An 11,826-nucleotide genomic window follows, 5' to 3' on the forward strand; every position below is an offset into this window, starting at 1 on the left:
TTCCCTGGCCACCAGGACCAGCCGATGCTCGTCCTCTTCCCAGGACGCACATCGCCCCCGCAGCCCAGGTGCCTCGCGCACCTGGGCTGCGGTCATTCCCTCCCCACCACCATCCCAAGCCCCACCCCCTGACCGCTCCTAACAGTGTCCGAAAACACGCCGACCACGTCCTGCGATCGTTCGGACGTTACGAGGCCAGCTCCCGCAACGTCCGAAAAACCGGAGGGCCCGTCTCCGACCCTTCGGACGTTACGAGCCACAGGCCGCCCGCCACCAGCTGATGGGTTACCCCATGAGGTTGTGGGTTCTGGACTCGCATGCGGGTCCAGAACCCACAAGCGGATGGGTTAACCCATCCGATGGACCGGGGCGGAGGTCAGGTGGCGGGACGCCACTCCTGGGACGCCGCCGGAGCGGTCGCCTGTCAGGGTTGGGTTTTGAGGACTATGCGGAGGTTGGCTTTGGGTTGGTGTTGCCAGGCGGCTTCGGCTTCTTCGAGCGGGTAGGTCTCGATGATGGGGCGGATGCCTTTGAGGACGGCGAAGTTGAGGGTGTCTTCGGAGTCCTGGGCGACGCCGGAGTACCAGCCGGAGACGCTGATGCGGTTGTCGGCGAGGGTGTGGCCGGTGACCTGGATGGGGTCGGAGCCCTCCAGCACGATGAGTTGGCCGTTGGGGCGGAGGCCCTTGACCAGGTCGGACTGGAGTTCGGCTCGTGAGACCGTCGCCAGTACGGCGGCCGCACCGCCGAGCGCCTTGAGGGCTTCGCCGGCGTCACCTTCGGTGCTGTCGATGTATTCGTCGGCACCGAGCTGACGCGCCAGCTCTTCCTTGTCGCGACCGCGGTTGATCGCCACGGTGCGGAAGCCCATCTTGTCGGCGAACTGAATCGCCAGGTGCCCCACCCCACCAACCCCCTGTACGGCGACCAGGTCGCCCGGGCCGGCCTCTGCGTGCCGGAGTGCGTTGAAGGCGGTGATCCCGCCACACATCAGCGGAGCGGCCTCCTCGAACGTGAGACCGGAAGGGATCCGTGCGACCGCGTCCTGCGGGGCCACCATGTATTCGGCGTAACCACCGTCGTACGACGTACCGACGATCGTGCGGTTGACGCAGTTCGTGAAGTCACCGCGACGGCAGTACTCGCAGGTGAAGTCGACACCACCGGACCAGCCGACGCCGACCTTCTCGCCGACCGTCCAGAGCGTGACGCCGGCGCCGACCGCGTCGACCACGCCGGCGATCTCGTGGCCGGGGATCCGGGGCAACGTCGTACCGAAGAGGGCGTTGCGCGGGATCGCGTCGCCACCGCAGATTCCACAGGCGTGCACCTTGACCCGGATGTGTCCGGGCGACGGCTCCGGGATCGCCACATCGGTCACCACAAAAGGTCCGCCGGCCTGCTGTACCTGGGCCGCGCGCATCGTGTCAGTCATCAGAATCCCTTTCAGTGCATTCCGCCGTCGGCGACCAGCTGCTGGCCGGTGATCAGGCCGGCGTCGTCGCTGGTCAGGAACGCCACTACACCGGCCACGTCCTCCGTCGTACCCAACCGCCCGATCGGCACCATCGCGACCAGGCTCTGCTTGTACTCGTCGTTGGCCGGGTCGGTGAAAATGCCTGCACCGTCGATCGGCCCCGGTACGACGGTGTTCACGGTCACGCCGCGTGGACCGAGCTCGAGGGCGAGCACCCGGGCGAGGTAACCGGTGGCCACCTTGCTGGTGCCGTAGAGGCCGACGCCGAGCTGCGGCACCGTGGTGGTGTTCGACGAGATCGTGACGATCCGGCCGTTGTCCGCGATCCGCCGGGCCGCCTCGCGCAGGACGAAGTACGGGCCCTTGGTGTTGACCCGGAAGAGCAGATCGAAGTCCTCCTCGGTCACATCGGTGACCGGGATGTTCACCTTCTCCATACCGGCGTTCGCGACCACGATGTCGATCCGGCCGAACGCCTCGACCGCCGCATCGAACACCCGCGAGATCCCCTCGACCTGCGATACGTCGGCCGCGACCGTGATCGCCCGCACGCCGAGCGCCTCGGCGGCCGCCTGAACCTCGGCCGCGGCGCTCTCGTCGCGGGAGTAGTTGACCACGACGTTCGCCCCCTGCCCGGCGAGCCGGAGCAGGATCGCACGACCCAGCCCCTTCGACGAACCAGTGACGAGCGCGGTCTTTCCCTGCAGCGTCATCCTTTGTTTTCTCCCATCAAGTGGCCCTGTTCCGATCGTCCGGTGTCACGCGACGATGCGGAAACAGAGACTTCTTAGGGAGGTCACAACGAATCGTTGTGGCAGGATTGCAGGGTGGATCTGAGCTTGCGTCTCCTGCAGGCACTGGCCGCCGTGGCCGAGGACGGCAGCATGACCCGAGCCGCCCGGCGACTGAACCTGACCCAGCAGGCCGTCAGCGGACAGATCCGTCAGCTCGAACGCGTCGTCGGTACGGCGTTGGTCGTGCGACTCGCAACTGGAATCGAACTCACCGCGGCCGGGCTGGTCGTGCTGAAGCAGGGCGAGGCGCTTCTCCAGTCCGCCGAGGCGATGGTGTCGGAGGCCCGCATGGTCGGCGCCGGCCGCTCCGAACCACTGCGGATCACCTTCAAGGCGCAGAGCACCGCGCACTTCATGCCCGCGGTCGAGGCCGCGCTGCGGAAGCAGGCGCCGGATCTCGAGGTGCAGCCGATCGCCTCACACACGTTGCCGGACGAGATCGACGCATTGCTCGAAGGCCGGGCTGATGCTGCGTTTCTCTGGTTGCCGATCGGCGATGATCCGCGGTTCATCATCCACCCGCTGGTCGCGGAGGAGCGCTGGGTGGCACTACCGCCCGGACACCCACTGAGCGAGCGCACCACATTGACGATCGCCGACCTGGCCGACGTACCGGTCGTTGGTCCGCGCGACGGCATGCCCGAGGCTGTCGTGCGCTTCTGGTTCATCGATCCACGGCCGGATGGCACGCGTGCCGTCTTCGGCCCGCAGGCCCGCACACCCGAAGAGTGTCTGCATCTGGTCGCGGCCGGGCATGGTTGCTGGATCGCTCCGGCATCGACGGTCACGTACTTCGCGCACCCGCGACTGGTGTGGCTTCCGCTGGTCGACGCGCCGCCCAACCAGTTGGCCCTGATGTGGGCCGTGCACAACCCGAACCCCTACCTGCCACTGCTCTTGCAGGAGACCAGCCGAGTACTGCTGCCGATCACCCCGCCGACTGCGTGACCGTCTGAGTCGGGTCGTTGAGCGCCCCGTCGAGGCGCGTCGTGATGGTGATCGTCAGAAGCGTGATGGCGGCGAGGACTGCGATCAGGGTCCAGCGGGCTGCGGTGTTGCTCATGAGGAAATGCTGGCTCGCGGCAGGTGCCGGACGCCAGGGTACGGCGTGGGTTCCAGGGGCGGTTCGGGGTGCGATCCGGGGCGTTCCTTAGGCGGGAACGGCGGATGAACGTGGTGTGACCGAATCGGCACGCCGAGATGGTGGGCGCGCGGCAGGCTGGGGCCTTACGGTGGGTGCCCGGGCCGGTGCCACGAAGGGGTCAGATGAGCACATTCCAGGATTTGGGTTCACTGCTGCTGGTCCGCGGCGCCGATGAGATCGACCACGCCGGCGGGACGCTCTACGTGCACTTGCACCGCGTCGCCAAGCGGCTGACCTCGCTGGGCGCCTCGGACACGCTGATCCTCGCCGGGCTGGCGCACGCGGCGTACGGGACGGATGGGTTCCCCACGCACCTGTTCGACTGGCAGGCCGAGCGTCCGGTGCTCGAGTCGGTGATCGGCCCGGAGGCCGAGCTGCTCGTCTACCGGTACGGCGCCTGCGAGCGCGAGACCACCTGGCGTGATCTCGCCGAGCATCGCACGGTCACCGACCGCTTCACCGGTACGTCGGAGGAGCTGGGTGGTGAGGAGCTGCGCGAGTTCGTCGACCTGACGATCGTCAACGAGCTCGACGTTCTCGACCACGCTCCCGCGCTCGCGCCGAAGCTGGGGCCGTTCCTGCAGGAGCAGGTCCCGCGCTGGCAGTCGATCGCCTCACCGGCCGTGTTCTCCGAGGCGCAGCGGATTCTCCAGCTCTAGTGGTTCGTGGTGGGCGTTGTTTGAGTGATTGCGGTGTTCAGGTGCGTGCATCGTGGTGGCGGAGGGGCAGCCTCGATGCTTTTCCATCGTGGCTGTTCCTCCGCTGCCGCGAGGTGCGTGCCTGGGCGCCGCAAGCGCCGAAGAACTCCCACCACGAACCACTGGATTGCTGGAGTTCCGTCGGCGGGCGACGCATGATCGAAGTATGTCCAGGTACGAAGTGATTGCTCACGCCAAGCCGGTCCGTCGTCTGTCCGAGCCCGAGTACGTCGCCCTGTCGCTCACCTCGTACCCGCTCGATCGAGGTCTGCGGTTCCAGCGCATGGATGACCTGCCCGACGGCGGGGTCGCGATCGTCCTCCAGCACAAGGCGTCATCCCGCAAACAGGACGAGGCCTACGCGATGGCCCAGCGGACCTTGTTTCAGCTCGGCATCGCTGCCACCGAGGTCGAGCGCGTCGACCTGCACCGGGTGACGCGGAAGCACGGCCGCACGCTGGTGCGTTCGTGGATCAGCCCGCAAGGTCCAGGCGACGCCTCCGGTGACCGCGAGCCGCGCCGGCCGAAGCCGACGCCGCCGCATCTGCAGGCCGCCCGGGAGCTGCCCACTGACTAGGGAGTGAAGACCTCGAAGCGGGTCGCGTACTTGGTGCCGAGAAGGGTGCCGGTCGGACGGGAGACCCCTTCGAGGAACTCTTCGGCGTCGAAGTGCGGCCAATTCAGGCCGTCGATGTAGGCCTTGTGCGCCTTCAGGGACTCGACGCCGGTGGCGAAGGTGTCGCTGATGTCGGCGGCGTGCCTCGAGTTGGGCGAGCCGGCCGCCCAGACCTGCTTCACACCTGCCCAGCGCTCGCCCACGTCGGGGAAGATCCAGCGGTTGGCCGCGTCGCGGACCGCGTCCAGGGTGGCGCGGCCGGTGTTGATGTGGTCGGCCTGGTTCAGCATCACGTCGCCGTCCCAGGTATCGCGGAAGTTGTTCGTGATCACGATCTCGGGCTGGTGCCGGCGGATCACCTCCGCGATCACTCGGCGGAGCGGTACGCCGTACTCGATCGTGCCGTCCGGCTGACCGAGGAACTCGACCGCGGAGACGCCCACGATCCGCGACGACTCGATCTGCTCGGCCTCCCGCAGCGGACCGCACTCGTCCGGCGCGAGCCCGTCGATCCCCGCCTCGCCCGACGTCAGCAGGACGTAGACGATCTCCTTGCCCTGCGCCGTCCAGCGTGCGATCGCCGCCGCCGACCCGAACTCCAGGTCGTCCGGATGCGCCACCACCGCCAGCGCCTTCTGCCAATCCTCGTCGACCGCCTGCAACCCCTCCGAAGTACTCATGAACGGAGGTTAGCTGCCGAAGATCGTGCGGGTGTAGGGGTTGCTGAAGGCGCGCTGGGGATCGACCCGATCGCGGACGGCCAGGAAGTCGTCGTAGTGCGGGTAAAGCGCACGGAAGTCCTCGGCTCCGAGGGTGTGCATCTTGCCCCAGTGCGGACGGCCCTGGTACTCGGCGACGATCCGCTCGAACGCCTGGAAGTAGATGTCGTGCGGCAGCCGGTGGTACTGGTGGATGGCGATGTACGCCGTGTCCCGGCCGGACGCCGTCGACAGCCAGATGTCGTCGGCCGCCGCCACCCGGACCTCGATCGGGAACGGGAGGTGGTGGCCCGAGGCATCGATCCAGTCGCGGAGCCGGCGGAGCACCTCGACCACGTGCTCACGCGGAACGGCGTACTCGGACTCGCGGAACAGCACGTTGCGCTCGGAGACGAACACCTTGTACGACGCGTCGACGTACTCACGGGCTGACAAGGCGCGCGTCGCGAGCCGGTTGATCCGCGGCACCAGCGCGGGCCGCCGCATCGCGAGCCGGTTGGTGAGCTCGAAGACCCGGTTCGAGAGGAGCTCGTCGTCGATCCAGCCCCGGACCGCGCCGACGGGCGACGCGGGGACACCTTCGGCGACCCGGTTGTTGCGCTTGGTCAGCGCGACATCGGTATGCGGGAACCAGTAGAACTCGAAGTGATCGTTGCCATCGGCAAGCTCATCGAACCCGTCCAGCACGTCGGCCAGCGGGAGCGGCATCTCCTGCGCCCGCAGCAGGTACGCCGGCACCGTCTGCAGCGTGATCGAACTGATCACCCCGAGCGCACCGACCGAGACCCGGGCCGCGTTGAAGACGTCCGCGTTCTCCTCCGGCGAGCAGTGCAGGACCGAACCGTCTGCCGTGACCAGGTCGAGCGCGGCGATCTGGGTAGCGATCCCGCCGAGCTTCGCACCAGTCCCGTGGGTGCCGGTGGAGATCGCGCCGGCGATGGTCTGTTTGTCGATGTCGCCGAGGTTGGCCATCGCGAGGTCGAACGCGGCCAGCCCCGCGTTCAGCTTCCGCAGCCCGGTCCCCGCGCCGACGGTCACCCGGCCGGAATCCTTGTCCGCGCTGGTGATCGACGACAACCCATCGAGCCGAACCATCACCTGCTCCGGCGCGGCGCACCCGGTGAACGAGTGCCCGGCCCCGACCGCCTTGAGCTTCTTCCCCTGCTCAGCCGCCGTCTTCACCGCAGACGCCAGCTCGTCGACCGACCCCGGCTGCAGGATCTCGACCCCCTGCGCCGTCTCGGTCCCCGACCAGTTCCGCCAAACCTGACTCATCCGAAGTTCCGCCCCTCACCTCGGTACGTCGTGAGCTCGGTGAGCTCGTCGCCGTCGATCGCGTGCACGACCTCGAATCGCTCGAACATCTCCCCCGCCTTCGCGTAGCGCATCCAGACCCGATCTCCAAGATGCAGCCCATCGGCGGACTTTCCAAGGACCGGAGTCTGCACTTCTCCGGCACCTTCCGTGCCCAACAGCTTCAAACCGGCCGGCCACGCAGGCAACGGCAAGCGCGACTTCTTCGCCGGGCCGGATGCGACATACCCGCCACCGAACAACGTCGCGATCCGCGGGGCAGGACGCCGTACGACGTCCAGTGCGTACGCGACCGCGGGCTCGGGCTGAAAGACGTCGTACTTGTCGAACAGGGTCGGCCCGTAGAGGCCGGATCCGGCGGTGACCTCGGTGACGGAAGGATCGGCGCTGCTGATCTCCAGGCTGCCGGTCCCGCCGCTGTTGACGATCCGGAGCGGGCCCAGCTGCTTCACCGCGTCCACCACCGCACCGCGCCGGTCAGCGAGCTCGGCAGCCGAGCGACGCTTCACCCAGCGCACGGCCGGGGACGTGTCGGGCAGACCGGCGATCTGCGCCTCGTAGAACATCACCCCAGTCAGCTCGAACGCGTCGTCCGCGACCACCTGGCGGGCCAGCCCAACCACATCCTCCGGGGTGCGCAGCGGCGACCGCCGTACTCCGAGGTGCTGTCCGAAGACCCGCAGAGACGCGTCGACGTCCAGGGCAACCTGGATCTTGGCGCCACCACCAGCAGTCACCGACCGGATGAAGGCCAGGTGCTCGGGCGAGTCGATCATCAGCGTGATCTTCGCGGCGGCCTCGGGGTTGGCGGCCAGCTCGCGCAGCGCAGCGCGATGCGTGGTCGGGTAGCCGAGCAGGATGTCGTCGACTCCGTTCTCGGCCAGCCACAGCGCTTCGACGAGCGAATAGCCCATCACCCCGTGGAACCCGGGCCGCTCCAGCGCGGCCGCGAGCAGCGCCCGGCACCGCACCGATTTGGACGCGACCCTGATCGGCGTCCCGGCCGCGCGGCGGACCAGATCGTCCGCGTTCCGCCGGAACGCGGCCAGATCCACCACCGCGAACGGCGCATCCAGACCCGCCGTCAGCCGTCCGTACCGCTCGAACTCACCCATCTTCGGAGTGTAAGCCAAGAAATACTGAAAGGTAATACACCTTTTGAAAGAGGCCTAGTTGGATCAGGGCTGGTTGACTCATGGACGCAATCGGGCTGCGGCCGCCTCGACGCGCTCGTCGGTTCCGGTCAGGGCGACCCGGATGTGATGGTCGGCGTCCGGGCTGTAGAAGGTGCCTGGCGCCACGAGGATGCCGTGGTCAGCCAGCGCGGCCACCGACTCGTAGGAGTCGTACGCCGGGTGGCCGGCCCACAGGTAGAGCCCACCGTTGGACAGCGTGATGTTCCACCCGGCGCCAGTGAGCGCGTCGCGCAGCAACGTACGGCGGCGGAGGTACCGCTCGCGCTGCTCGTCCACATGGGTGTCATCGGCGAAGGCGGCAGCCATAGCGGCCTGGATCGGCGACGGAACCATCAGTCCGGCATGCTTGCGCACTGCGAGCAGCTCAGCGACCACGGTCTCGTCTCCAGCGACGAATCCGGCTCGATAGCCGGCCAGGTTCGAGCGCTTCGAGAGCGAGTGCACCGCCAGCAGGTTGTCGAAGCTCCCACCGCAGATGTCCGGGTGGAGCACCGACACCGGCTTCTCGTCCCAGCCGAACTCGGCGTAGCACTCATCACTCACCAGCAGTACGTCGTTCGCCCGCGCCCACTCCACAGCCCGGCGCAGGTCGTCAGCGGGCGTGATCTGCCCGGACGGGTTCCGCGGCGAGTTCAGGTACGCGATCCGGACCGGACCGCCGTCGTACGACGTCGGATCCGCCACGGGCACACTGGTCGCGCGCACCAGCGCCGCGCCAGCCTCGTACGTCGGGTACGCGAGGTCGGGGATCAGCACAGTGTCCCCAGCGCCGACACCCAGCAGGGTCGGCAGCATCATGATCAGCTCTTTGGTCCCGATGACCGGCAGCACGCCGTGCTGCGGGTCCACGTCGACCACCCCGAGCCGCCGCGCCAGCCAGTCGACCGCAGACTGTCGCGCGGACCCCGTACCGAGAGTGGTCGGGTATGCCGGAGCATCCGCCGCGTCAGCCAGCGCCTTCTGGACCAGTGCGGGCACCGGGTCAACCGGACTGCCCACGGACAGGTCGACGATGCCACCTGGATGCGCGGCCGCCTTGGCCTTGTAAGGGGCGAGCTTGTCCCACGGGAAGTCTGGCAACCGGCTGGAGGTCTCGAATTTCACCCACCCATTGTCTCTCGCCCGCCTGGACAAGCCTGATCGGGATCGACCCTGGTCATGATCTGGCCCGCGATGGCCCGCAACTGGTGGAGCTGCTCAGGCGACAGGGCGTCGATCACGAACTCTCGGACCGCCCCGACGTGACCAGGAGCCGCAGTCACCACAAAGTCGTACCCGCTGTCGGTGAGCGTCGCCACGGTGATGCGGCCGTCGTCCTCGGCAGTCCGGCGTACGACGAAGCCGCGATTCTCCAGACGCTTCACCACATGGGACAGCCGGGACAGCGAACCGTTGGCGAATCCAGCCAGGTCACTCATCCGCAGCGACCGATCCGGCGACTCCGAGAGGCCGGCCAGCACCAGGTACTCGAAATGCGTCAGGCCGGAGTCCCGCTGCAGCTGGTTGTCGAGCACGCCGGGCAGCTTGAAGATCACTCCGACCAGGGCCAGCCAGGTCGCGAGCTCGTCCTCGGTGAGCCACCGGGGTTCGGAATTCGACGCCATACCGCCACTATACGCGGTTACTTGACGCTTCAAGTCTGACCCTCTACTGTGATTGTTGATACATCAACTCATCACCGAGAGTGGGCTATGAACGTCTTTCTGTGGATCCTGGCCGGAGTCCTGGCCGCCTTCTTCCTGGCCGCGGGCGTGACGAAGCTGTCCCAGTCGCGGGCCAAGCTGCTCGAGAGCGGCAACATGAACTGGGTCGAGGACCTCTCGGCCGGCACGGTCAAGCTGATCGGTGCGGCCGAACTGCTCGGCGCGCTCGGCCTCATCCTGCCGGCGGTGCTGGACATCGCGCCGATCCTGGTCCCGCTGGCCGCCACCGGTCTCGCGATCGTCATGGTCGGCGCGATCGTCACCCACGCCCGTCGCAAGGAGAACCAGCCGATCATCCTGAACGCGGTCATCCTGGTCCTGGCCGTGGTGGTCGCGATCTTCCGCTTCGGACCGAACAGCTTCTGAGCCGAACAGCTTCTGACAGGCCGCAATACTTGGACGATGACGTACGACGTAGCGGTGGTCGGGGCGGGCGCGATGGGATCGGCGGCGGCCCGGGCCCTGGCCGCCGCCGCCGGCCGGCAGGTGCGTGACCTGGTGCTTCAGAGGTAGAGGCCGGTCTGACCGTCTTCGAGGCGGTTCGCCGCGACCGCGTGCAGGTCGCGCTCACGCAGCAGGATGTAGTCGTCGCCGCGGACCTCGACCTCGGCCCGGTCCTCCGGGTCGAACAGGACCCGGTCGTCGACCTCGACGGTCCGGACATTGGCGCCGATCGCGACCACCTTCGCCCAGGCCATCCGGCGGCCCATCTGGGCGGTGGCGGGGATCAGGATGCCGGCCGACGACTTGCGCTCACCCTCGACCTCCGCGGAGACCAGGACGCGGTCGTGCAGCATCCGGATCGGGAGCTTGTCGTCGGACAGCTTCTTGCGAGGAGTCACCGGCGTCCCACCAGGCGACGGATCACGAGCAGGATGGCGACGACGCCCGCGACCGCACCGGCGACCGCGACGAGCTTCTGGGTCCGCAGCTGCCCGGTCTCGTCGAAGACCTGGGACTTGGCCTGCTCGACCTGCCGCTTGGCCACGTTCTTCGGGTGCGCCCGGTCGACCAGCTCATCCACGGTCGAGGCCAACCGCGCCCGGGTGGCGGCGATGTCCGCCTCGATCTGCTCTGCGGTCCGAGCTTTCGTGTCCGACATGTCCCCATCTTCGCAGGTCAGTGCCGCAAGTCCACGACCACCTTGATGTCGTCGGGCTCCCGGACGAGCGCGGACGGCCAGCCGGACAGCGGAACCGTCCGCGTGATCAAGCGGCGCAGCCACTCCGGATCGGCCGCCTGCAACACGTCCACAGCATCCGCGTAGTGCCGCTTGCCGGCGTTCACCACCCCGACCAGCGCAGCGTTGCGTACGACGAGCTGCCGGATCAGTGCATCGAGCTGTACGTCGATCGACGCCGGCCCGGGTGATATGCCGATCAGGCACATCACCCCAGCCGGTCCCAGCAGCTTGGCGCAGTCGAACACCACCTGCCCGACGCCGGTCGCCTCGACGACTACATCCGGTACGACGGGGAGGTCGGTGAGGTCGGTCAGGTAGTTGGCCCCGAGTGCCCGGACCAGCTCCGGCTTGAGCCCGTCCTGCATCCGGTCGAGGACATGAACGTCGTACCCACGCTGTCTGGCCACTAGCGCCGCCAGGAGTCCGATCGGTCCGGCCCCGGTGATCAGTACGTGCTCGGGGCCGTACCAAGACCGGCTGCCCACCACGTCGATCTGCTCCCAGGCCTTGGTGAGCACACTGGCCGGTTCCACCAGTACGCCGAGGTCTCCCAACGAGGACGGCACCGGTACGGCGAAGTACGGGTCGACGCGCCAGCGTTCAGCGCCGTACCCGTCCATCTCTTGGATGCCGCGCTCGGTGTACCGGCCATTGCGGCAGAAGTCCCACTCACCGCGTGCACAGGCCGGGCAGGGCTCCGGATCGGGTCGGCGGACCACTCCGGCGACCAGGTCACCCGGTACGAAGCCGGAACCGGCAGGTGCCTCCAGGACCCGGCCGAGCGACTCATGGCCGATCACAAGCTCGTCGGAGCCCGGACGCCCGGTACCGAAATGACCTGACACCAGCTCGAGGTCGGTCCCGCAGATGCCTGTCAGCAGGCCTTCCACCAGGACCGATCCGTCAACGGCCGGAGGTTCTGCGACCTCTCCCAACCGCGCCGAGTCAGCCTTCCCCGTTGTGACGGTCATAGCCCGCATGG

The 11,826-nt window shown here is 67.9% G+C and carries 15 protein-coding genes; 4 read left to right on the top strand and 11 right to left on the bottom strand.

Annotated features, from left to right (window positions below; genetic code table 11):
• Window positions 1-424: 424 nt before the first annotated feature.
• On the bottom strand, window positions 425-1,435 hold the full coding sequence (locus ACFVWG_RS11865; RefSeq protein ID WP_391543197.1) for an alcohol dehydrogenase catalytic domain-containing protein: 1,011 nt from the start codon (window positions 1,433-1,435) through the stop codon (window positions 425-427).
• An 11-nt stretch (window positions 1,436-1,446) separates the two neighbouring features.
• Window positions 1,447-2,190: an SDR family oxidoreductase gene (locus tag ACFVWG_RS11870; protein WP_391543198.1), complete on the bottom strand. Its 744-nt coding sequence runs from the start codon at window positions 2,188-2,190 to the stop codon at window positions 1,447-1,449.
• A 114-nt stretch (window positions 2,191-2,304) separates the two neighbouring features.
• On the opposite strand from ACFVWG_RS11870, the gene ACFVWG_RS11875 reads away from it, so the two are divergent.
• Entirely contained in the window at window positions 2,305-3,219 is a 915-nt protein-coding gene (locus ACFVWG_RS11875) for a LysR family transcriptional regulator (RefSeq protein ID WP_391543199.1), read from the top strand.
• Here ACFVWG_RS11875 and ACFVWG_RS11880 read toward each other — a convergent pair.
• The gene (locus ACFVWG_RS11880) at window positions 3,200-3,334 is read right to left on the bottom strand and encodes a hypothetical protein (protein ID WP_391543200.1); all 135 of its coding nucleotides are present in this window, start codon (window positions 3,332-3,334) and stop codon (window positions 3,200-3,202) included. The genes ACFVWG_RS11875 and ACFVWG_RS11880 overlap by 20 nt on opposite strands.
• A 203-nt stretch (window positions 3,335-3,537) precedes the next feature.
• Here ACFVWG_RS11880 and ACFVWG_RS11885 point away from each other — a divergent pair, with 203 nt between their 5' ends.
• Window positions 3,538-4,074: a DUF6817 domain-containing protein gene (locus tag ACFVWG_RS11885; protein WP_391543201.1), complete on the top strand. Its 537-nt coding sequence runs from the start codon at window positions 3,538-3,540 to the stop codon at window positions 4,072-4,074.
• 205 nt (window positions 4,075-4,279) lie between these two features.
• The gene (locus ACFVWG_RS11890) at window positions 4,280-4,690 is read left to right on the top strand and encodes a hypothetical protein (protein ID WP_391543202.1); all 411 of its coding nucleotides are present in this window, start codon (window positions 4,280-4,282) and stop codon (window positions 4,688-4,690) included.
• On the opposite strand, the gene ACFVWG_RS11895 is transcribed toward ACFVWG_RS11890, so the two are convergent.
• The 5 genes from ACFVWG_RS11895 to ACFVWG_RS11915 form a co-directional block, all read right to left on the bottom strand.
• Window positions 4,687-5,409, bottom strand: a complete 723-nt coding sequence (locus ACFVWG_RS11895; protein ID WP_391543203.1) for a PIG-L deacetylase family protein — start codon at window positions 5,407-5,409, stop codon at window positions 4,687-4,689. The genes ACFVWG_RS11890 and ACFVWG_RS11895 overlap by 4 nt on opposite strands.
• 9 nt (window positions 5,410-5,418) lie before the next feature.
• Entirely contained in the window at window positions 5,419-6,723 is a 1,305-nt protein-coding gene (locus ACFVWG_RS11900) for a D-arabinono-1,4-lactone oxidase (RefSeq protein ID WP_391543204.1), read from the bottom strand.
• Entirely contained in the window at window positions 6,720-7,877 is a 1,158-nt protein-coding gene (locus ACFVWG_RS11905) for an amino acid deaminase/aldolase (RefSeq protein WP_391543205.1), read from the bottom strand. Before ACFVWG_RS11905 ends, ACFVWG_RS11900 begins: the two co-directional genes overlap by 4 nt.
• Before the next feature lie 78 nt (window positions 7,878-7,955).
• Window positions 7,956-9,062, bottom strand: a complete 1,107-nt coding sequence (dapC, locus tag ACFVWG_RS11910) for a succinyldiaminopimelate transaminase (protein WP_391543206.1) — start codon at window positions 9,060-9,062, stop codon at window positions 7,956-7,958.
• Entirely contained in the window at window positions 9,059-9,562 is a 504-nt protein-coding gene (locus tag ACFVWG_RS11915) for a MarR family winged helix-turn-helix transcriptional regulator (protein ID WP_391543207.1), read from the bottom strand. The genes dapC and ACFVWG_RS11915 overlap by 4 nt, the downstream gene beginning before the upstream one ends.
• A gap of 87 nt (window positions 9,563-9,649) precedes the next feature.
• On the opposite strand from ACFVWG_RS11915, the gene ACFVWG_RS11920 reads away from it, so the two are divergent.
• A complete protein-coding gene (locus ACFVWG_RS11920; RefSeq protein ID WP_391543208.1) occupies window positions 9,650-10,027 on the top strand; it encodes a DoxX family protein in 378 nt (125 codons plus the stop codon).
• 137 nt (window positions 10,028-10,164) lie between these two features.
• On the opposite strand, the gene ACFVWG_RS11925 is transcribed toward ACFVWG_RS11920, so the two are convergent.
• From ACFVWG_RS11925 to ACFVWG_RS11935, 3 genes are read right to left on the bottom strand one after another with little or no spacing between them, the layout of a single operon-like run.
• Window positions 10,165-10,458 (bottom strand): GroES family chaperonin, encoded by a 294-nt coding sequence (locus tag ACFVWG_RS11925; RefSeq protein ID WP_391543269.1) that lies wholly within the window; start codon window positions 10,456-10,458, stop codon window positions 10,165-10,167.
• A 41-nt stretch (window positions 10,459-10,499) separates the two neighbouring features.
• Window positions 10,500-10,763, bottom strand: coding sequence for a DUF3618 domain-containing protein (locus ACFVWG_RS11930; RefSeq protein ID WP_391543209.1), 264 nt, complete (start codon window positions 10,761-10,763; stop codon window positions 10,500-10,502).
• Window positions 10,764-10,780: 17 nt separating this feature from the next.
• Window positions 10,781-11,824, bottom strand: coding sequence for a glucose 1-dehydrogenase (locus ACFVWG_RS11935; RefSeq protein WP_391543210.1), 1,044 nt, complete (start codon window positions 11,822-11,824; stop codon window positions 10,781-10,783).
• Between the last annotated feature and the right edge of the window lie 2 nt (window positions 11,825-11,826).

The sequence above is a fragment of the Kribbella sp. NPDC058245 genome (assembly GCF_042882005.1).
In the GTDB taxonomy this organism is placed as follows: Bacteria; Actinomycetota; Actinomycetes; order Propionibacteriales; family Kribbellaceae; genus Kribbella.

Coding starts and splice junctions, on each gene's coding strand:
- ACFVWG_RS11865 (WP_391543197.1), bottom strand. CDS start 1,435: ATGACTGACACGATGCGCGCGGCCCAGGTACAGCAGGCCGGCGGACCT.
- ACFVWG_RS11870 (WP_391543198.1), bottom strand. CDS start 2,190: ATGACGCTGCAGGGAAAGACCGCGCTCGTCACTGGTTCGTCGAAGGGG.
- ACFVWG_RS11880 (WP_391543200.1), bottom strand. CDS start 3,334: ATGAGCAACACCGCAGCCCGCTGGACCCTGATCGCAGTCCTCGCCGCC.
- ACFVWG_RS11885 (WP_391543201.1), top strand. CDS start 3,538: ATGAGCACATTCCAGGATTTGGGTTCACTGCTGCTGGTCCGCGGCGCC.
- ACFVWG_RS11890 (WP_391543202.1), top strand. CDS start 4,280: ATGTCCAGGTACGAAGTGATTGCTCACGCCAAGCCGGTCCGTCGTCTG.
- ACFVWG_RS11895 (WP_391543203.1), bottom strand. CDS start 5,409: ATGAGTACTTCGGAGGGGTTGCAGGCGGTCGACGAGGATTGGCAGAAG.
- ACFVWG_RS11900 (WP_391543204.1), bottom strand. CDS start 6,723: ATGAGTCAGGTTTGGCGGAACTGGTCGGGGACCGAGACGGCGCAGGGG.
- ACFVWG_RS11905 (WP_391543205.1), bottom strand. CDS start 7,877: ATGGGTGAGTTCGAGCGGTACGGACGGCTGACGGCGGGTCTGGATGCG.
- ACFVWG_RS11915 (WP_391543207.1), bottom strand. CDS start 9,562: ATGGCGTCGAATTCCGAACCCCGGTGGCTCACCGAGGACGAGCTCGCG.
- ACFVWG_RS11920 (WP_391543208.1), top strand. CDS start 9,650: ATGAACGTCTTTCTGTGGATCCTGGCCGGAGTCCTGGCCGCCTTCTTC.
- ACFVWG_RS11925 (WP_391543269.1), bottom strand. CDS start 10,458: ATGCTGCACGACCGCGTCCTGGTCTCCGCGGAGGTCGAGGGTGAGCGC.
- ACFVWG_RS11930 (WP_391543209.1), bottom strand. CDS start 10,763: ATGTCGGACACGAAAGCTCGGACCGCAGAGCAGATCGAGGCGGACATC.
- ACFVWG_RS11935 (WP_391543210.1), bottom strand. CDS start 11,824: ATGCGGGCTATGACCGTCACAACGGGGAAGGCTGACTCGGCGCGGTTG.